Source organism: Paraburkholderia sp. RL17-381-BIF-C (assembly GCF_046026435.1).
GTDB lineage: Bacteria > Pseudomonadota > Gammaproteobacteria > Burkholderiales > Burkholderiaceae > Paraburkholderia.
This window is the reverse complement of record NZ_JARESX010000020.1, coordinates 33783-53609: the sequence shown is the minus strand read 5'-3', so window position 1 is coordinate 53609 and position 19827 is coordinate 33783. Positions and strand designations below refer to the sequence as shown.

The following is a 19827-nucleotide window of genomic DNA, read 5'->3' as shown; positions in this document are numbered from 1 at the left end:
ACGGAACCTCGCTCACGATGGACGCAGAAGACAAAGACGACGCCGACCGTTATCGTGCCCCGGCGCTCGACAAAGGCCTCGACATCCTCGAACTGCTCGCCGAGCAGAAGGAAGGCCTGACGCGCGCCGAAATCACCAAACTGCTGGGACGCAACGCGAGCGAGATGTATCGCATGCTCGAACGGCTGGTCGCGCGCCAATACGTGGTGCGCTCGGCGGCGGGCGACCGCTATTCGCTCAGTCTCAAGCTGTACGCGCTCGCCCATCGTCATCCGCCGATGAACCGTCTGATCTCCGAAGCGCTGCCGCTCATGCAGCGCTTTGCCGATGCTGCCGAACAATCGTGTCACCTCGTGGTGTACGACCGCGGCAATCTGCTGGTGATCGCGCAGGTGGATGGTCCCGGCACGTGGGGTATGTCGGTGCGACTCGGTTCGCGCGTCGGTCTGATCGATACGGGGTCGGGCCGCGTGATGCTCGCGTTTCAAAGCATCGAGCAGCGCGAACAGATGCTGGCCGAACATACCAAGGTGAAGGGCGAGGTGACGATCGACCGTGACGCGCTCGAACAGGCTTGCGCGCGGATTCGCGCGGCGGGCTTCTCGCAGAAAGACAGCCAGCAGACGTTCGGCGTGACCGACGTCACGTTTCCGATCCAGGGGCCGTCCGGCCAGGCGATCGCGGCCCTCACCTGTCCGTATCTGCGGCGTATCGACGAATACGTCGCGCCGACGCTGGAAGCCGCCACCGCGCTGCTGCGCGAGACGGTAGAGGCGTTGTCGATGTTTCGTGAGAATGCCGCGTAGCGTGACGAACCGTCGCGTGTATTCACCGGGCTAAACAAGTACTATGCGAGGCCGCCCGAATTCCCTCAGGCAGTGGCGAATTCACTCGCATACGAAACTCTGCCATGCACGAGTACTCTCCCCGAATTGCACGTCGTCGATGTCTCGCTGTTGCCACTCTGGGAGCCGCCGCGCTCGCCGCACTGACAGTTAGCATGCCTGCTGATGCATTTCCACAGTGCACGGTCACCGGGAACGGATCCGTCGACTTTGGCACGATAGCGGTGCCGCACGATGCGCCAATTGGTTCATCGATTGGTCCGCCCGTGTCCATCACGTTGTGGGTAAGCTGTCCGCGTAATGACTATGATGGCGGACACGGCTATTTTCTCCAGTACGCCGCCTACGCAGCTGTAAACGCATCCGTGCGCGATGTGTGGGATACGAGCTTGACGGGCATCGGAGTCCGGGTCACCGACGTCACTTATAACAACGCAATTCTGTCGCGTACACGGGAGGGGGATTTTGCGCCGGCCGTCGGGTCCGGGGTAACGTATAACGCCAACTATGTTTTCACATTTCAACTCGTGAAAACTTCGGCTGAAGCAAGCAACGGACAAATCCTCAACCTGGTGTTGGCGTTGCTGAAAAGTCACGACATTAGTCACAATGTCGACTCCGCGCCTCTCAACACTTTGTCGATCGGTACAGCGACAATCGCCGCGAGTACCTGCGACGTGACGACGCCGTCTCTCAGCGTCTCGCTACCGCCGGTCGCTGCGAATGCATTTCCCGCGCGGGGTGCAACGGCCGGCAATACGAATTTCAGCATTGACCTGTCCTGCCAGCCTGGCGCCAACGTTTTCGTTACGCTGACCGACGCTACCGATCCGGGCAACACAACGAGCAGTCTGACACTCACCGGCGATTCGACCGCCTTGGGCGTCAATCTCCGTGTGCTGGACAGTAACGGATCGCCGGTCAGTTTCGGACCGGACTCGGCTGCACCGGGTACGACAAATCAATGGCTGGTCGGCCCGTCTGCGACCACAACCGGCATCCCGCTCACGGCACAATACGTTTCAACCGGCAAGGTTTCACCTGGCACGGTAAAGGGGCTGATGACCTTTACATTGAGCTATCAATAGGCCAAGCACCCGGGCTCGAAACCGGACCGCTCCCGCACATGGTTTAGAATGGCGACCCTCTCAAAAATCACGCCGCATGGGTTCGCTCATGCGCGCCCATCGATAAGCAATGGCGAAACTTCTGACCGATTCCGAATTCCAGCGTTTTTCCGAACTCCAGCAGAAGCAGTCGAGCTTCACGATCACGCCTGAAGAAGCCGACGAACTGCGCGACATCGTCGCTCACGCGCAAAAGCGGCGCGACGATCGCGCGGCGGCGATGCAAAGCATCGAGACCTTCATTCAGCAATTCGACATCAGCCCGGACGAGCTGTTTTCGCCGGAGCAGATCGGTGAGGCCGCGCGCACGTATGGCCTGATTCCGGCCGCGAAGAAAGAACGCGTGCTGCCGCCGCAATTCACGTTCAACGGCAAGCCGTACCAGTGGACGGCGCGTCCGCTGCCGGACGATATTCGCGTGCCGCTGTTCGATGCGTTCAAGGCCGGTGAGTCGGTCAAGTCGTTCATCGCGACGCCGAAGGATGCGAGCCGTTGCGCTGCGACCATCGCGCGCCTGGAGCGCGAGACCGGCGCGGTGTATGGCGATGCGTGGCTTGAAGAACTGTCGGTGACGCGCACGCAAGTCGACGAAGCTGCGGCCAAGCTGGCGGCCTGAGGCGGCTCAGCTCATTCACGCTTCCTGCGGCGAGATGCCTTCAGCGCCTCTCGCCGCTTCGATCACCGCTGCAATTGCCGCAGTTGCCGCGGCCGCGCCGCCGACCCGTTGTACCGGCGACGCGACAGTGATCCAGTTAACTCTGCACCGTCGGCGCTCCGCCTTCCGCGCTTGCGTCGGCCGGTTCATCCAGCGCCATACGAAAGCCAACGACACCCGGATCCTCCGTCCGCGTAATCGTAAAGCCGCAAGCTTTGGCGAGCGAGATCATCGCCACATTCTCGCGCAGTGCCTCGCCGATCAGCCAATGCGTGCCGCGCGCCCGCGCGTATTTGATGATCCGGTCCATCAGCAATTGGCCAAGACGCCGGCCTTTCTGGTCCGAGCGCACCGCCACCGCGAATTCGGCCGTTTCGTTGTCGGGATCGGCGACCGCGCGCACCACGCCCAGTGTCCGCGAGAAACCTTCTTCGCTTCGCACGGTGGCGATCAGCGCCATTTCGCGGTCGTAGTCGATCTGCGTCATGCGCGCGAGTTGCGAGTGGTCGAAGCTGCTCACCGCGCCGAAAAATCGCAGGCGCAAATCTTCGGGCGTCATCGCTTCGACGAAGTCATGATGCGCGGCCTCGTCTTCCGGACGAATGGGCCGCACCGTCACCCGCAAACCCTGCCAGTCCAGCGTCTCTTCGAAGCGGCGCGGATAAGGCACGATCGCGAGGCGGCTGCGCTTCGCCGCGACGCTCAATGAAGGATCGACCACCGTCACCTGATCGCGATACACCCTGAGCGTCAGCGTAAGTCCGACGAGTTCCTTGACGTCGCACACGGCTTGCGAGAGCCCCGTGAGCGCGGCCAATGCCGGTTCCGGCGCAACCAGCCGCGCGTAGCGCGAGCGCGCGACGATGTCACGTGCGAGCATGGGATTGAGCGGCGGCAAGCCGTAAACCCGCAGCGGCTCGGCCAGGCCATCAACCGACGGCGCGGTGAAGCGAAATACGGGGCCGAAGTTGTCGTCGTCGTGAAGTTCGACGATGAGGTCGACTACGGGCTTGCCGGCTGATCCAGAGCTGGCTTCCGTGCCATCGGCGGCCTGCGGCGCCGTCTCCACGCGCAATCCGAATCGCTCCAGAAACCGCGCCGCTGCTTCGCCGGTGAGTTGGTGCTCACCTGCGGCGAGCGCTTCGCGTGCCTGTGCTTGAGCCGCGTCGATTGCGGCGGGGATTTGCGCCGGCAAACCCTCGGGCGTCTGCATCAGCAGTTCGCGTCCCATCCGATAATCGACCAGCCGCGCGAAGGCGCGCGCCAGCCGCTGCGGTGTCGTATGAACGGGAATGCCCTGCGCATGGAGCGCGTCGCGCGTGGCGGCATCCACGCCGCCGAAAAAGCACGCGAGCAAACCGCGATACGCGAAGCGCTGATTCGCGATCAAGGCTTGCGCCACTTCGCCCACCGGTGCGCTGTGCGTCGACGCATGCACGACGAAAGCCGTGCCCGTACTCCGCTGGTTCGCCAGCAGTTCGAGGGCGGTCCCGAAGTGCTCGGGGCGCGCGTCGTCGCCGAGCCGCAGTGGATTGCCGCCGATCGCATGCGGCAATGCCTGTTTCAATGCCTCGGACGCTTCGTCGGGCCACGGCGCGAGCGTGTCGCCGGCCGCCGCGAAGGCATCGCAGGCGAGCGTGGCGAGGCCGCTGTCGCTCGTAATCAGTGTGGCCGTTGCACCCGCCGCCACGCGGCCCACGCCCAGCGTCTCGATTTCGTCGAGCAGATCGTCGAGCGAGTCGACCCGCACCATGCCCGCACGGCGGAACGCAGCGGTGTAGAGTCCGTCGGCGGGATCGGCGCGGCCGGAGCGCAGCGCCAGCACCGGCTTGTTGCGCGCCGCCGCGCGAGCGGCCGACATGAACTTGCGCGCCGCGCGCACGCTGTCCAGTTCGAGCAGGATGGCGCGTGTGCCGGGGTCGCTGGCCAGATAGTCGAGCACGTCGCCCGCGTCCACGTCCGCCTCGCCGCCGAGCGCCACGGCGTGCGAAAAGCCGAGGCCGCGCGCCCGCGCCCAGCCGAGCACGGCATTGGTCAGCGCGTTCGACTGCGATACCCACGCGACGCCGCCCGCCTTCACCGTGCACGACGGCGCGCCCAGATGCGCGCGCAGCGCCGGCGACACCACGCCGAGACTGCCCGGCCCGACGATCCGCAGCAGATTGGGCCGCGCTGCCGAGAGCGCATGCCGCAGCGCGAGCCGGTCGTCATCGCTGCGCACCTCGCCGACAATGATCGCCGCGCGCGTGCCCAAGCCACCGAGCTGACGGATGATGCCCGGCCACGTCGCCGGCGGCGTGCAGATCACCGCGACTGTGGGCGCTTCCGGCAAGTCGCCGGTCTCGCCGATCACGGCATGGCCGCCGAGCGTCTGATACTTCGGATTGACAGGCCAGAGCGGCCCGTCGAAGCCTCCTTCCAGCACGCGCGTCCACACCATCGCGCCGGTGCTGCCGGGCCGCTCGGAGGCACCGATCACGGCGACGGATTTGGGTCGAAACAAGGCGTCGAGATTGCGAACGGTCACGGGCGCTCCAGGACTGGGGACAGCGAGCCGCGTGGCGGCCGGGCATGCGTCTCCGTCAGCATAGGCGAAGTCGGGCGCTCGCGCGGCGCTTCTCGGCGAACACGTCGGTTGCGGCGCATCGCCGACGACAGCCCTGGGCGCGCAGCGGATATTTCTTATCGAGATCAAGCAAAATGACAGAGGCAAATGCGACAATCGCCAGGCCGCCACGATGGCGGCCTATTTTGAATAATCGCTGGCCCATGGTGATTCAAATCATGCGCGCAGGAGACGCTCCCAAGGACGTGTGCTTGAGAGACAACGCGCGGCTGGCGACGCACCACGAACTCGATCCGCCGTTCCGCCCGATATCCGCCGGCCGGACTGTGGACGACTAAAAGCAAGAGAAGGTGATTTATGCGGCGCTTGCCATCGCTGATCGCGTTGCGCTTCTTTGAAGAGACGGCCCGTCACATGAGTTTCAATCGCGCGGCCATTGCACTGTGCGTGACCCAAGGCGCCGTGAGCCGGCAAATCAAGCTGCTCGAAGAATCGCTCGGCGCGAAACTGTTCGAGCGCGACCACAAGGGCATTCGTCTGACGCAAGCCGGCCTGCAATTGCTGCCGTGCCTGTCCGAAGCTTTCGATACGATCGAGCGCGGCTTTCGTCAGATTTCGGTGGCCAAGGGGCGGCGGCGCCTCGTACTCGCCGTACCGCCCACTTTCGCCACGCAATGGTTTTCGCCGAGGCTCGGTTCGCTCGCGGTGGAGTTGCCCGACGTCGAACTGTCGGTTCGCACGGAAGCGCACGGCGACTTTCACTGTCAGATCCGCTTTGGCCGCCACGCGCTGCCGGACGGGCATTCCGAATTGCTGATGACCGAGCGCCATGTGCTCGTGGGCACACCTCGCCTGCTCGATCAACCGCTCGACGCGCTGCTCGAACGCATGCCGGCGTTGCATGTGCTGCACAACGACGCGCGGCTCGACCTGTGGCCGAACTGGCTCGCCAAGGCGGGCAGGCCCGCGCGTTACGCGGACAACGGCATCGAGTTCTCGACACTCGAACAGGCGATTCGCGCGGCGAGCAAAGGCGCGGGGCTGGCGGTCGTGGACCGGAACATGATTGTGGAAGAATTGGCGGACGGCAGTCTCGCGCAGTTTTCGGATGTCGAAGTGAGCGGGCCGTTCGGCTACTGGCTCGATATTCCGCAGCGGCACGTGGGGCTCGAACATGTGCAGGCGTTGGCGGGGTGGCTGCGGGAAGAGGTGTTGAAGCTGGACCCGCAATGATGAACCAGCAGCAACCTTAGTGCCGTTAACGCAAATGGCCCCGTTTTCACGGGGCCATTTGCGTTGCGTTGCATTGCCGTGCGTTGCGCCCGACTACGGGCGCTGCGGACTTACATCGCCTTCTTGAACGGCGCGCCCGAGTGCTCGCGCAATTCGTTGAACACGATCTTCGGCCACGCCTTCTGCGCGACTTCGATCTCGGACACGTGCGAAGCAAGATAAGTCGGCGCATCCGACGCGTCGAGCGCAATGCGCGCCGCGTACGAATCGGTGAAGCGGCGCAGTTCGGCCGGATCGTCGCAGGTTACCCAGCGCGACATGCGGTAGCGCGCCGGCGCCATACGCACGTCGACCTTGTATTCGGTCGACAAACGGTGCGACACCACTTCAAACTGCAGTTGGCCGACCGCGCCGAGAATCATCAAGCCGCCCACTTCCGGGCGGAACACCTGAATCGCGCCTTCCTCGCCGAGTTGCTTGAGCGCCTCGCCGAGCTGCTTGGCGCGCATCGGGTCGACCACTTCCACCGTCTGGAAAATTTCCGGTGCGAAGAACGGCAGGCCGACGAACTGCAACTGCTCGCCTTCGGTCAGCGTGTCGCCGAGACTCAGCGTGCCGTGATTCGGAATACCGATGATGTCGCCCGGATACGCCTCGCTCACCGTCTCACGACGCTGCGACAGGAACGTCACCACGTTGTTCGCACGGAACGTCTTGTTCGTGCGCGTCACCTTCACGGCCATGCCGCGTTCGAAATGCCCCGAGCACACGCGGATGAATGCCACACGGTCGCGGTGCGCCAGGTCCATGTTCGCCTGCACCTTGAACACGACACCGGTGAACTTGGGCTCGTCCGGCATGACCGGACGCTGCACGGTCATGCGCATGGAGGGCGGCGGCGCCAGATCGACCAGCGCGTCGAGAATTTCCTTCACGCCGAAGTTGTTGATCGCCGAGCCGAACAGCACGGGCGATTGCTGACCGGCGAGGAACTGCTCGCGATCGAAATCCGGCGAAGCACCGGTGATCAGATCGATCTCTTCCTTCGCCTTGATCCAGGCATGGCCGAAGCGGCGTTCGCCTTCTTCGTCGCTCGGCGCTTGCAGCGTTTCCACTTCGCCGCCAGCCTTATCCTGTCCCGCGCGGAAAATGCGCACCTGATCGCGCTGGATGTCGTAGACACCCTGGAAGTCCTTGCCCATGCCGATCGGCCATGTAAACGGCACGGCGGCGACGCCCAGATGCTGCTCGATTTCGTCGAGCAGTTCGAGCGGTTCGCGCACTTCGCGGTCGAGCTTGTTGATGAAGGTGACGATCGGCGTCTTACGGCTGCGGCAGACTTCGAGCAGCTTGAGCGTTTGCGCTTCGACGCCGTTCGCGCCATCGATCACCATCACGGCGGCGTCGACCGCGGTCAGCACGCGGTAGGTGTCTTCAGAGAAGTCTTCGTGGCCCGGCGTGTCGAGCAGATTGATAACGGCGTCGCCGTACTCGAACTGCATCACCGAGCTCGCCACCGAAATGCCCCGCTGCTTTTCGATCTCCATCCAGTCGGACGTCGCGTAACGGTTGCTCTTGCGGCCCTTCACAGTACCGGCGATCTGAATCGCGCCCGAGAACAGCAGCAGCTTTTCCGTGAGCGTGGTCTTACCCGCATCCGGGTGGGAAATGACCGCGAACGTGCGGCGGCGTTTGAGTTCGGAGACTGACATCGGGTCTGGCGGTCACGGATAGGGGTTCGGGCGGTTCCCGGCGGCTTGTGGCTGCCGGTGTGCCACGCCTTGCGCGGCGGCGTCGAGCTGCGGGAGTTGGGCCGGCGGCCCGCGTCACAATGGCAACTCGACCGTGTCGGAAACAGGTCACGAACGAGCGTTCGACAATACGGGAATCGCCAGCGCAGAACAGCGCAGGGAACGAATGATACACGTCATGGGGAACGGCGTATCGAAAAGGGGCAGGTGCGGCGGAGAAGCGGCAGGCGGGTCTGCCCCAGAAGGCCTACTGATAGGACATCGTGAAAGTGGCCAGCGCTCTGATCGAGCCTGCCTCCATATCTCCCGTTCGGCCAAAGCGTAGCAGTCGTCTCTACCGGTGCTGAATCGTCAAATCTGCAGGGCATCTGAAACTGTGTTGGCGCGAGCGTGGCAATCGTCGCACCAACCGTTGGATTGGCGGGCACGGAGATCGATCCCGCGCTGATTATGTTGTCTGCTCCGCTTGCATTACAGATAAGCGCTGCGTGAGCAGCCCTGGCCGCGAACAAATTGAAAACCAGTAATAACATGAGGCACCCGACGATACGAATGTGCGAACGGCGGTCGCGCCGCGCAACGGTCGCACAGAACAATGCCTCATAGACTGTCGCTTTTCGACTGCAAAGTTGCAGACAAGATTTGAACGCTGAGATTCAATAACCCTTCGAATTCAGTTGCTGAGTACTACGGCAATCAAGGTTCGCCTTTTCCGGTTGGCGCCCCATCCACGCAGTGCCCTTCCACAGACATGTAGACCGCCCCCGCGTTACGCGTCTGCGCCGGCAGCACATAGTCAATGTGGCATTGCTCGGAGGCCGTCGCACCCCATTTCACGAACAGCGAGCCTTTGTCTTCGATCCCGCGCGCGAAAATCCGGCTGTCCTGCGCAACGACGCCTACCGTGCGTCCACTTGCATCGACGACATCCGCGCCGAACGGCAACGCCTTGTCGCCGAGTTGCGGCGCGCGAATCAGCGCGGCGCGTCCGGTCACCGTCTTGTACCTGATCATCACCACTGAGCCCAGCCGCGGCACCGCCTGCTCCGACGTCGATTCAAACTCGACATCGGTCGAGGTGCCCTTCGGATCGATATCCACCGTGTTCATGCCATACGGCGTCAAATACGGAACCACCGCAAAGCCGCCTCCGTTGAGCTTCACGCCGGGTGAACTGGTGACGCTCGCGCCTGCGGCGCCCGGCGCTTCAATAACGCCGAACGTGTCGCCCACCGTCTGCGAGAAGGTGACGCCGCCCGGATGCGCGACGATCGACCCGCTCACCCCTGCCGACACCTGGCTCGATCCGGTTCCCCCGCTCGCCGATCCCGTCAACTGCGCGTACGGTGCGCGATAGGTACCGCTCGCGCCCGCGCTCGCCGTGCTGGCGCCGGAGCCGCCGCCGTACGTCCCATACGCGTTGTATGAGTACTGGTTACGCTCGCCCAACGAACCACTCACGTTGGCCTGCAAACTGGTGTTGCCGCCGGAACTGCTGAGGTTCGTCGACATGAGCGGCGAATGCGGATCATGGCCGAGCGGCAACGTGGTGCCCAGCATGATCTGGTCCGACATCGATCCGTTCGAACTGCGCGTGCGCCCTGCGCTGACGCTGTACGTACCGTACCTGAAACGATTGGAGTAGCCGGCCTGATAGAACAGATCGCTGCCGCTGCGATTCCAGTATTGCTGTGCGGAAGCGTTCAAGTAGACCGTGCCGTATTCCTTGAAATTCTGATTGAGCGTGGCCTGGAAACGATTGCGCTGGCGATACACCGAATTCGGATCGCCGCCGCGCATTGCGAGGTCACGCGCGGACGCGGCATCCCACAAGTTCATGTACCCAGCCGTCGAATAGCGATACGCCGCGATCGCAATGTTGGTGTTGGTCGGATTGATGAACTTGCTATAACCAACGCGCAAGCTCGTGCCACGCGAGGTGGCCTGATTCGGAATCTGCGTCTCGGCGGCCGTCACGTCGACGGAGAAAGCACCCAGCCGCGTGTTCAGTGCGGTGCCCAGGTCGGCCGCCAGATAGCCGTCCGCAGCGACACCGCCGCCATAGAGCGTGATCAGATTGGTCAGCCCGCGCTGCAATGTGAACTGCGCGAAAATCGGGTTGGTTTCGAGCGTGGCATAACGAAGCTCACCGGCAGTGACCGAAAACCGTGTGGTGCCGGGCCGCAACGATTGGGCGACCGAGGCGTAAGGCACGGTAAAGCTCTTCGTGCGGCCATTGGCTTCGGTGACGGTGACATCCAGGTTGCCGCCATAGCCGGTCGCGTACAGGTCATTGATTTCGAACGGGCCCGGCGACACGGTGGTTTCATCAATCACCTGCCCGTTCTGCCGAACCGTCACGCGCGCATTCGATTCAGCCGTGCCACGCACGACCGGCGCATAGCCGCGCAGGGATTCTGGCAGCATGCGGTCGTCGGTGGCGATCTGCGCGCCGCGAAATTGCACGCTGTCGAACACATCGCCGGTCGTGTAGCCGTCACCGACCGTCAACTGCGACTTCATCGCGGTGATATCACGCTGAAGGTAGGTCGCAATGTTGTCGAACTGCGTGGCGGCACCGGCTTGCTGGGTCACCGAGGACTGATGGCGGAAGTGCCACGCGCCGATGTTCACGCCGGCATTCAAACCGACATAGCTTTGAGTCGATTCAACAGCCGATCCAGCGCTGTGGTACGCGTTCGCGTTGTAGCTCAAGAAACCTGCGTTGACTCCGTTCTGCCACATCTCGGGCGGCACGTAACCGCGCGCGGTGTTTCGCATGTACTTTTGCGGCACGCTGAGGCTGATCTTCTGTTCCGCGAAATCGAAGTCAACGGTCGCGTCGGGCACGGCCGCCGTGAGGTCGACGCATTCGCCGGTAACGCCGGTGTCGGCCCCCGGTTCCGCCTTCACCTTCGCCTCGCTGCTCGCCGCGACCTTGGCGAAGTCGACGCCAAGCTTCTCCAGCATTTGGCGGCTAAGGCAAGGACGCGCCGCAGTCGTTCCGCTCGCGGCGACAAACCGCACGTCATGACGCGCGACACGAATACCGTTGAGGTACACATCGACGGAATAAATGCCTTCAGATACCGGGTTGCCACGCGCGAAGCGCGAGACGTCCACCGTCGCATTCGGATCGACGCGCAGAAATGTCGTATCGAACTCCACGGCTGCGCCCGCTTGAGCGGGTTCGGACGCCTGTGCGCCTGTCGGCTGAACGCCACCCAGCGCCGCGAATGCCAACGTGACAACGGCGGCGACCGGGTTGAGATTGAACACACCCGCGCGTTCAGTGCCACGACCGGCCGCCCTGCGACAGCGTAGGTCCTTCATGATGTGATCGGAATTGAATGTCCCGCCGCAGGCGTGCGTCATCCATGCGTTGCCGGCGCAACGCGCGCCGTGCAGGAGAAAGGGTTGGCCAAAGGCGGCACGCTGCCGCCCCCGGCCGGGCTGTGGCGGTCTAGTCGCCGAGCGCCGCGTCGCCGGTGATCGGGCCGCCGTAGTCGCTGATCGCGATGTAGTGCACCTTCGCGCCCGCGGCGACACCATTCATCTTCGCCATCGGCAGGACCGCTGATGTGCGCGGTGCAACCATGCCACCTTGCTCGTTCCTGAAGGTGTGGCCATTGCTCTCGACGTCGATCTCGCTGAACGAGACGTAGTAAGGCGTCGGATTCGAGACGCTGAGCGCCTGCCCTTTGCCATCCGCCGACGCCGCCATGCTCCAACGCAGTTGCGCGGCCGCATCTTCAGGTTTGCCGGGTAGCTTGTCCGGCCGCGCGAAAACCTTGATGCGGGTGCGATAAGCGAGGCTCAAAATATTGGCGTCCGAAGCAGCACTTGCCTTTGGTGGGATGTCCAGCACATTGAGCCAATAGACCGACTCGCGGTCCTGAGGTAATGATTCGCCCGTGTACATCACGCGTAACGTCTGCGCCTTTTTCGCGTCCATGCGGAAAATCGGCGGCGTAATCACGAACGGCACTTTGATTTCGCCGGGTTTGGCATCGGCATTGCCGTCGTCGATCCAGACCTGCACGAGGGAGGGTTTGTGGCTGTCGTTATCCAGTTTGACCGAGACTTCACGCTGCTCGAGTGGATACACCACACGCGTACCGCCAATAGTCACGCTTGCCTGTGTGCTGCCGGCCAATAGCGCACAGGCAAAGCCGATTACTATCGGCATATTTTTGAGCAGCTTCATTGCAGTCTGTCTTTCAATAATCCAGAGGAAGGTCGCAAAGAAGCGCCCGCCCGGCGAGCGCTTCGGACCTTCGCTTACTGGTATTCCATCGAGTATTGAACCGACGAGGTGACCGTACCGGGAGCCGCAACGCCTGTCGCGTAGTACTGCGCGAAATACTGCAGGGTTGCCGCGCCGCCCGTGATGGTTGCCCCGTCCGTGGAGACATCGTTGTTCGCGCCCGTCGTCACGTTGATCGGTTGCATCTGCGCGTTGAGGAGACGAACCTCCACGTTTTGCGCGGTGCCGCTGTTCGACAGATAGCCATTCGTCTGGTCGACCGTCGGGCCGTTCTCGAAACGCGCAACTGCTTTGGTGGCCGTGCCGCTGCAGCCGCTCAGTTTCAGTTGCAGATCTGCAGGGTTCGACGTACCGGCCACTTCGCCTGACGACGAAAGCGAACCGGTCGGGACCGGCGCCAGCGTGACTGCCTTGTCGGCCGGGGTACCGCTTGCGCTGCCGTTGATCGAACACGTGCTATCGGTCACGGTGCCGGAGATGGAGATCGTGCCATCCGCCGCATGGGCGCCAAGGGGTACGAGACCGAACAGAGTGCCGGCGGCGATCGCGATTGCGGGGAGGGATAACTTCATAACGTTCAGTCCAATAAACTAAGAAAAGCTGATCAAATCAAAACGCGATCCTTGTATTGCTCAAGGATCGCCACATGCGTCAAGCATGCCAATCATTCAGTTCAGGAATACGATAGTTCCTGCTCTAAACGCCTGACCTATCCTTCCGAGATAGGAGAATGCGATGTTAAGTTGTCCCACATCAAAATTACATGAGACAAATCGCCTCTTTCCGTGATTTCAGTCAATGGATTGATTGAATCAATGCACGCCGGTAAGGAGCGTCTCTATCTGGGGTTTACTGATATTGCATCGTGTATTGAACCGACGTGTAGACCGTACCCGCCTGGGCTGCATCGAGCGCGTAATACTGTGCGAAATACTGCAACGTTGCCGCGCCGCCGGTGATAGCCACCCCGCTCGTACTGATATCGTTGTTCCTGCCCGTCAGCACATTGATCGGCTGCATTTGCGCGTTGAGCAGTTGAACTTCCACGTTTTTCGCGGTGCCGCCCTGGTTCGCCAGAAGGCCCGTTGACTGGTCGACTGTCTGGCCGTTTTCGAAGTTGGCAATCGCCTTGGTAGCCGAGCCAGTGCAACCCGTCAAAACGAATCTCAGATCTGCCGCGTTCGACGTACCAGCCACGGCACCTGATGTCGTAAGCGCACTGGCCGGAACCGATGGCAGCGTGACTAACAGGTTGGCGGGCGTGCCACTCGCCGAGCCGTTGATCGAGCAAGTGGTGTCTGTCACAGTGCCACTTATGGTGATCGTACCGTCCGCCGCATTGGCGCCAGCCGGCGCGAGACTCAACACACCGCCAGTAGCGATCACGAATGCGGAGATCATCGATTTCATTGCTTGTATTCCTAAAGATTAGACAGAAAACTCAACGGCAGTCGCAGAGATACGTCGTACCGTTGCCCACCTCGATCACGCTGATTTCGCAAGGCAAACAGGCAAAATAAATGCCGAATAACTTGATTTCGCGCAAAAAAAGTCAATCGTAAGTTTTACTGGATAAGAAATACATGAGGCAAATTGCCTTTCCTGAGATTTCGACGGGGATATCCGGCACCAAGTGGCTGGCTGTGTGTCCGGCAGAGTGATGCATCAATGCACGAAGAATCGGTCAAACTGGCTCTTCGTGAATAGGCTGGACGCGGCAATACGCCACGCAAAATTTGTGTCGGCCAGCAAGCTGATCAGCCTGTCCAAACAAAAACCCGCCGCATCGTTGCCAATGCGGCGGGTTATTTTCTAGCAGAGAAAAGCGCTACGCGCCGCTCGCCTCGTTCAACGTCAAATGCTTCGTCTCGGGCGCCCACGCAATCGACACCACCATCCCGATCAGCAATACTGCGGCAAGCACCATCATCGTGATATGGAAACCCAGATGCACGATGCCGAGCGGCAGCAAAAACGTGCCGACCGCCGAGCCAAGACGGCTGCACGCAATCGCGAGACCAACGCCGCAAGCACGCACCTCGGTGGGAAAACACTCCGGCGGAAACACGCCAACCAGATTGGAAAACGCCGACATGGTCAGCGTGAAAATCGCGAATGCGACAATCATCCCCAATGCCGCCGACTCCGGCAGCACACTCAATGCGATCAGCGAAACACACGTCACCGCGAACGAACCGATCAGGAAGACACGACGCGGCAGCTTGATCGTCAGCCAGATACCAAGCAGCGCGCCGAGCACGAGAAACCCATTGAGCAGAAAATCCGCGCTGGAATCGTTGTTCAAATGAATCGCTTTCAGAATGGTCGGCAGAAACGTATAGACCGCGAAATACGGAATGACGAGACACACAAAGAACGCGCAATTGAAGATCGTGCGTCGAATCAGATCCGGTTTGAACAAACGCATAAAGCCGCCCGCCGTTTGCGCGTGTTCATCATGACCGCCGTCGAGGGTCACGTTCGCGCCAAAATGCTTGAGCATGACCGATTTGGCCTCCGCGACCCGGCCTTTGCCATGCAACCAGCGCGGCGACTCCGGCGTGCCTACGCGCAACACGAGCACGACCAACGCCGGCACGCCCGCCGACGCAAGCAACCAGCGCCATGCATCCGGCGAAGCATCGGCGTAATGCATGCCCAGCACGTTCGCCGCCACGTAACCGATCGTCCACACCACGCTGAACGACCCGAGCAACGTGCCACGGTGCTTGCGCGGCGAGAATTCCGCGAGAATGGCGTGCCCCACCGCGAAATCGCCGCCCATGCCGAAACCGATCACCACCCGCAGCAGACACAATTCGAGCGGTGAGCGCACATAGAACTGCGCAAACGCGGCTGCGGTAATGATCAGAAAGCTCAGCAGAAAAATCTTTTGTCGTCCCAGGCGATCGGACAACCAGCCGAAAACCAGACTGCCGAAGAAAATGCCCATCAATGCGGAACTGCCGATCATGCCCATCCAGAAAGCGTCGAGCGGCATCTGCCGATTCATCGATGCCAGCGCGTAACCGATCGTGCCGAGCGCGAAGCCTTCGGTAAAGTGCGCGCCGAACGTCAAGCCGGCGATCTTGACGTGAAAGGCATTGAGCGGAACATCGTCGAGAGGAATGGGGCGGTGCGCGGGTGCTGCTGCCGCCGGCAAAGTGGGGGCGAGGCCGAGAGTGCCCGCCTGCATGTCCTGATTGCTCACGCTGTCTCCTTCGTTGGTATGAGTCGTCGGGCGTGGCTGGCGTGCTGCCGGTCGCCCGATTGCGTGGTCCGCCAGTGCGGCACGCGTGTGCATGCCGCAGCGGCCCGCGGTCTGAAGATCAGCGCCCGAGGCCGCCCATCATCATGTATTTCAGTTCCGTGTATTCATCGAGCCCGTACTTCGAGCCTTCGCGACCGAGCCCGGACTGCTTGACGCCGCCGAACGGCGCGACTTCCGTGGACAGAATCCCTTCGTTGATGCCGACCATGCCGCTCTCCAGCGCTTCGCCGACGCGCCAGGCGCGGGCCAGGTCGCGTGTATAGAAATACGCCGACAAGCCGAACGGCGTGTCGTTAGCCGCGGCAATGGCTTCCTCTTCGGTCTTGAAACGAAAGCATGCGGCCACCGGGCCGAAGGTTTCTTCCCCGGCGATCAGCATCGAACTGGAGGCGTCGGCAAGAACGGTCGGTTCATAGAACGTGCCGCCTAGCGCATGCGGTTTGCCGCCCGTCAAAATCTTCGCGCCATTTTGCAATGCGTCGGCAACGTGCGTTTCGACCTTCTTCAGCGCCGCCTGATTGATCAGCGGACCTTGTTCGACCTCGCCTTGCAACGCGTTGCCCACGCGCATCTTGCACACGGCTTGCGTCAGCGCAGACGTGAATGCTTCGTAGATGCCGTCCTGCACGTAGAAGCGATTCACGCACACACACGTCTGCCCGGTGTTGCGGAATTTCGAAGCCATCGCGCCCTGCACGGCGGCGTCGAGATCCGCGTCGTCGAATACGATGAAGGGTGCGTTGCCGCCCAGTTCGAGCGAGAGCTTTTTCAACGTGTCCGCCGATTGCTTCGCCAGCAGCTTGCCGACGCGCGTCGAGCCGGTGAACGACAGCTTGCGCACCACGTCGGATTCGGTGAGCACGCTGCCGATCGCGACGGCGTCGCCGGAGACGATGTTGAACACGCCCGGCGGAATGCCCGCCTTCTCCGCGAGCACCGCCAGAGCGAACGCGGATAACGGCGTTTCCTCCGATGGCTTGAGCACCATCGTGCAGCCGGCCGCAAGCGCGGGACCGGCCTTGCGCGTAATCATGGCGAGCGGAAAATTCCACGGCGTAATCGCCGCCACCACGCCCACCGGTTCGCGCGTCACAATGATCTTCGCGTTCGGATTGGGACTCGGGATTACGTCGCCATACGCGCGCTTCGCTTCCTCAGCGAACCATTCGAAGAAGCTGGCCGCATAGCCGACTTCGCCGCGGGCTTCGGCAAGCGGCTTGCCTTGTTCGAGCGTCAGCAGTTCTGCAAGCGCGTCGCGATTCTCGAGCATCAACTCGCCCCAGCGTTTGACGCGCACGCTGCGCTCTTTTGCGGTCAGCGAACGCCATGCGGGAAACGCGCGCTCGGCAGCCGCGATGGCTTGCGCGGTTTCCGCCGCGCCACCTTTGGCCACTTGCGCAACCACCTCGCCGGTTGCGGGATTCAATACGGCGTATGTGCCGGCGCTTTCGTACCACTCGCCGCCGATGTAATGCGCTGTGCGGAGAAATTCGTTCATGCCGCCTTCTCCAGCGTTTCGACGAACACACCTTGTGCGAGCCGCGGTTCGCGGGCAACACGCTTGCCGGCGGTGTAATCGTTGATCAGATCGCACGGCGTGTAGTTGCGTTCGAGTTCGAACAGTTCGTCCGCCGAGAGCGTCGTGCCGAGCGCCGCGAGCGCGCTATCGAACTGCGCCGGCGTATCCGCGCCGACCAGCATGCTTGCGACGCCGCCATGGTTCAGCACCCACGCCTGCGCGATTTGCGCGGCCGACACCCCGCGCCGTGCGGCCACGCGCGCCACCGAAGCGGCAATCTCACGCGAAGCCACATCGCCATACATTTGCGCGGTGAAGAAGTCGGTCTGATTGCGCGTCGAACCCGGATCGCACGTCAGCAGCCCACGCGCCAGCGGACTGAACACCGAGACGCCGACGCCCTGATCCTGGCAATACGGAATCATTTCGCGCTCTTCCTCGCGGTACGCCAGGTTCAACTGCAACTGCATGTTGATCGGCTTGTGCCAGCCGTTGCGCTCGCAGACCTGCATGATCTTTGCGAACTGCCACGTGTACATGGTCGATACGCCAATGTAGCGGGCCTTGCCGGCGCGCACGATATCGTTGAGCGCACCCATGGTTTCCTCGACCGGCGTATTCACGTCGAAGAAATGCAGCATGTAGATGTCGACGTAATCCATGCCGAGACGCGTGAGCGAGGCGTCGATGCCATCCATGATGTGCTTGCGCGAATGGCCGCCGGCGTTCTGATACGCCCCCATGTCGTAACCGACCTTGGTCGTCACGACGATTTCCTCGCGGCGCGCAATACGCTTCAGAATGCGCCCCACCACTTCTTCGCCCACGCCGGTCGAATAGAAATCGGCGAGGTCGATGAAATTGACGCCCGCTTCCAACGCATGACAGACAATCGGCTCGCTTTGGGCTTCATCGAAAATCCACGGCTTCCATTGCGGCGTGCCCATATTCATCGTGCCGAGGCACAGACGCGAAACCTTCAGGCCGGATTGGCCGAGGCGAATATATTCCATTGTGCTTGTCTCCTTCCTGGTCGCATCCAGCGGCGCGGACCGTGAGTGGCGCATCCGCGCTCACCGAACCGCGCGGCATGCGATTAACGTTGTTTCGGTGTGTAGAACGGGTTCGATACGTCGCGTGCCGCGGCGAATACTTCATCGCGATGCGGCAGGCCTTTCATCGCCGCGAGGATCGCGTTCCTGCATGCGCGGTAGTTGTTTTCGAAGACGGCGTCGAGATCGTCCGTACTCGGGTTGACCCAGTTCGCGGACACCACCACCCAGTCGTTTTCCGCTTCGGGCGGCAGCGTGCCGTTCTCCAACGACTCCGCCACCGCCTTCGCAATGCCGGCTTGCGAGGCGCCCCATGTCGCATTGCCGTGGAAGTCGCTGCCGATCTGCGCCTTGTTCACATAGAGCGTCAGCGGCTTGGTCGGCACGCCCGGACGCGCGATGACGACGAAAGGCGCGTGGCCCGCGGACGGCGTCGCCAGTGCGGTGGCGAAGGCCTGCCCTGCCGGGCCGTTACGCGGGCCGACCAGTACGTTGATGTGCGCGAGGTTGACGCCGGGGCCTTCGAATCCTTCGCCGATAAAGAGTTGTTTGTCCGTCGATGCGCTCATGGTCGTTCCGTCGAGGTTGAGTGGATGGCCGATTGTGACGTTCGGCATCCGCGACCCTGTATCGATGAGTTTTGATGCGGGGTATGAGAGGAACTCAACTCCGGGTTAGTCCCGAGCGCAGTGGTGTGCGCGTATCGGTGAGCGCAAAGGTGAGGGTTTTCGGGACTCTCGCCGACGCACCCTCGAATGGCGATGAAAGGTGAGCATGCCGAAGCTCGTTCTCGCACCTGCACGAACGCGAACTGCGGCGTGTCGAGGGCAACGCGACAACTGGAAAGGGAATGGGGCTGGGGCTGCAGCGATTCTTCGCAGAGCCTGGGAACGCGCGCCAGCAATGGCTGGCGCGGGTTTCCGCGAAACAGGATGAGTTCCCGCGAGACGCGGCGTCAAGGTGGACGCAAGGTGCGCCACTCGCCAAAACCTGGCTCACCGAAGCACAGAGCCGAGGCGCAAACAGCACAGCCTGTCGAACGACTCCGGCTCCAGGTTCACGCGAAAGGTGAGCGTTTTCGGGACCTGCGTGACGGTGCGAGAAACTCCGCTCGCGACATCACTTCAGATAATCCGGCGCACGACGAGCAGACACGCCATGCGCCGACGCGCTTCAGACTTCGATCAGAAAGCGCTCGCGATTCTTGCCGGCAAGCCACGCGGGCGAGCGCCCACGGCCGCTCCAGGTTTCGCCGGTTTTCGGGTTGCGATACTTGGCAACCGAAGCGGTTTTACGGGCCGCAGTGCGCTTGCTCGTAAAACCCAACTCTTCGGCTGTCAGATCGTATTCGGCCACCTTCTGCTTGATGTCGGCGATCGCCTGCGCAATTTCCTTCTCGCGGGCCGCTGCGACTTCCTTGTGGAGTTTTTCGAGTTGGGCAGTCAACTGCTTGTACGAGGCCATGGCGGGTGCTCCGATCGTTTTGACGAGTACTGAAGTGCGGACACTATCAGACGAATAAATTACCGGATAGAGAGGCG

General features: G+C 62.0%; 15 protein-coding genes. 4 read left to right on the top strand and 11 right to left on the bottom strand.

Features of this window, described 5'->3' with window-relative positions; genetic code table 11:
* The first annotated feature begins 17 nt into the window (after nucleotides 1-17).
* From P0D70_RS14875 to P0D70_RS14865, 3 genes are all read left to right on the top strand, one after another.
* Complete coding sequence (locus tag P0D70_RS14875; RefSeq protein ID WP_091805133.1) at nucleotides 18-806, top strand: IclR family transcriptional regulator; 789 nt, start codon at nucleotides 18-20, stop codon at nucleotides 804-806.
* Nucleotides 807-1000: 194 nt separating this feature from the next.
* On the top strand, nucleotides 1001-1933 hold the full coding sequence (locus P0D70_RS14870) for a fimbrial protein (RefSeq protein ID WP_408185059.1): 933 nt from the start codon (nucleotides 1001-1003) through the stop codon (nucleotides 1931-1933).
* A 109-nt stretch (nucleotides 1934-2042) separates the two neighbouring features.
* Nucleotides 2043-2588 (top strand): hypothetical protein, encoded by a 546-nt coding sequence (locus P0D70_RS14865; protein ID WP_091805141.1) that lies wholly within the window; start codon nucleotides 2043-2045, stop codon nucleotides 2586-2588.
* A gap of 136 nt (nucleotides 2589-2724) precedes the next feature.
* Here P0D70_RS14865 and P0D70_RS14860 read toward each other — a convergent pair whose 3' ends face one another.
* Complete coding sequence (locus P0D70_RS14860; protein ID WP_408185058.1) at nucleotides 2725-5154, bottom strand: bifunctional acetate--CoA ligase family protein/GNAT family N-acetyltransferase; 2430 nt, start codon at nucleotides 5152-5154, stop codon at nucleotides 2725-2727.
* A gap of 396 nt (nucleotides 5155-5550) precedes the next feature.
* Between P0D70_RS14860 and P0D70_RS14855 the strand changes: the two genes are divergently transcribed.
* Nucleotides 5551-6426 (top strand): LysR substrate-binding domain-containing protein, encoded by an 876-nt coding sequence (locus P0D70_RS14855; RefSeq protein ID WP_408185057.1) that lies wholly within the window; start codon nucleotides 5551-5553, stop codon nucleotides 6424-6426.
* Nucleotides 6427-6536: 110 nt separating this feature from the next.
* Here the strand turns inward: P0D70_RS14855 and P0D70_RS14850 are convergent, their stop codons facing one another.
* The 10 genes from P0D70_RS14850 to P0D70_RS14805 all read right to left on the bottom strand — a co-directional run bounded on the left by P0D70_RS14850 (nucleotide 6537) and on the right by P0D70_RS14805 (nucleotide 19750).
* Nucleotides 6537-8138, bottom strand: coding sequence for a peptide chain release factor 3 (locus P0D70_RS14850; RefSeq protein WP_091805156.1), 1602 nt, complete (start codon nucleotides 8136-8138; stop codon nucleotides 6537-6539).
* 735 nt (nucleotides 8139-8873) lie between these two features.
* Nucleotides 8874-11456: a fimbria/pilus outer membrane usher protein gene (locus tag P0D70_RS14845; RefSeq protein WP_408185056.1), complete on the bottom strand. Its 2583-nt coding sequence runs from the start codon at nucleotides 11454-11456 to the stop codon at nucleotides 8874-8876.
* Nucleotides 11457-11640: 184 nt separating this feature from the next.
* The gene (locus tag P0D70_RS14840) at nucleotides 11641-12384 is read right to left on the bottom strand and encodes a fimbria/pilus periplasmic chaperone (protein ID WP_408185055.1); all 744 of its coding nucleotides are present in this window, start codon (nucleotides 12382-12384) and stop codon (nucleotides 11641-11643) included.
* Between the two features lie 74 nt (nucleotides 12385-12458).
* On the bottom strand, nucleotides 12459-13016 hold the full coding sequence (locus tag P0D70_RS14835) for a fimbrial protein (RefSeq protein ID WP_091805162.1): 558 nt from the start codon (nucleotides 13014-13016) through the stop codon (nucleotides 12459-12461).
* A gap of 277 nt (nucleotides 13017-13293) precedes the next feature.
* A complete protein-coding gene (locus tag P0D70_RS14830; protein WP_408185054.1) occupies nucleotides 13294-13854 on the bottom strand; it encodes a fimbrial protein in 561 nt (186 codons plus the stop codon).
* A gap of 418 nt (nucleotides 13855-14272) precedes the next feature.
* On the bottom strand, nucleotides 14273-15655 hold the full coding sequence (locus P0D70_RS14825) for an MFS transporter (protein WP_408185053.1): 1383 nt from the start codon (nucleotides 15653-15655) through the stop codon (nucleotides 14273-14275).
* Between the two features lie 118 nt (nucleotides 15656-15773).
* A complete protein-coding gene (locus P0D70_RS14820) occupies nucleotides 15774-17213 on the bottom strand; it encodes an NAD-dependent succinate-semialdehyde dehydrogenase (RefSeq protein ID WP_408185052.1) in 1440 nt (479 codons plus the stop codon).
* Nucleotides 17210-18247: an aldo/keto reductase gene (locus tag P0D70_RS14815; protein ID WP_408185051.1), complete on the bottom strand. Its 1038-nt coding sequence runs from the start codon at nucleotides 18245-18247 to the stop codon at nucleotides 17210-17212. The genes P0D70_RS14820 and P0D70_RS14815 overlap by 4 nt, the downstream gene beginning before the upstream one ends.
* 83 nt (nucleotides 18248-18330) lie before the next feature.
* Complete coding sequence (gene fae, locus P0D70_RS14810; protein ID WP_408185050.1) at nucleotides 18331-18855, bottom strand: formaldehyde-activating enzyme; 525 nt, start codon at nucleotides 18853-18855, stop codon at nucleotides 18331-18333.
* Nucleotides 18856-19459: 604 nt separating this feature from the next.
* Nucleotides 19460-19750, bottom strand: coding sequence for an H-NS histone family protein (locus P0D70_RS14805; protein WP_408185049.1), 291 nt, complete (start codon nucleotides 19748-19750; stop codon nucleotides 19460-19462).
* Nucleotides 19751-19827 lie beyond the last annotated feature (77 nt).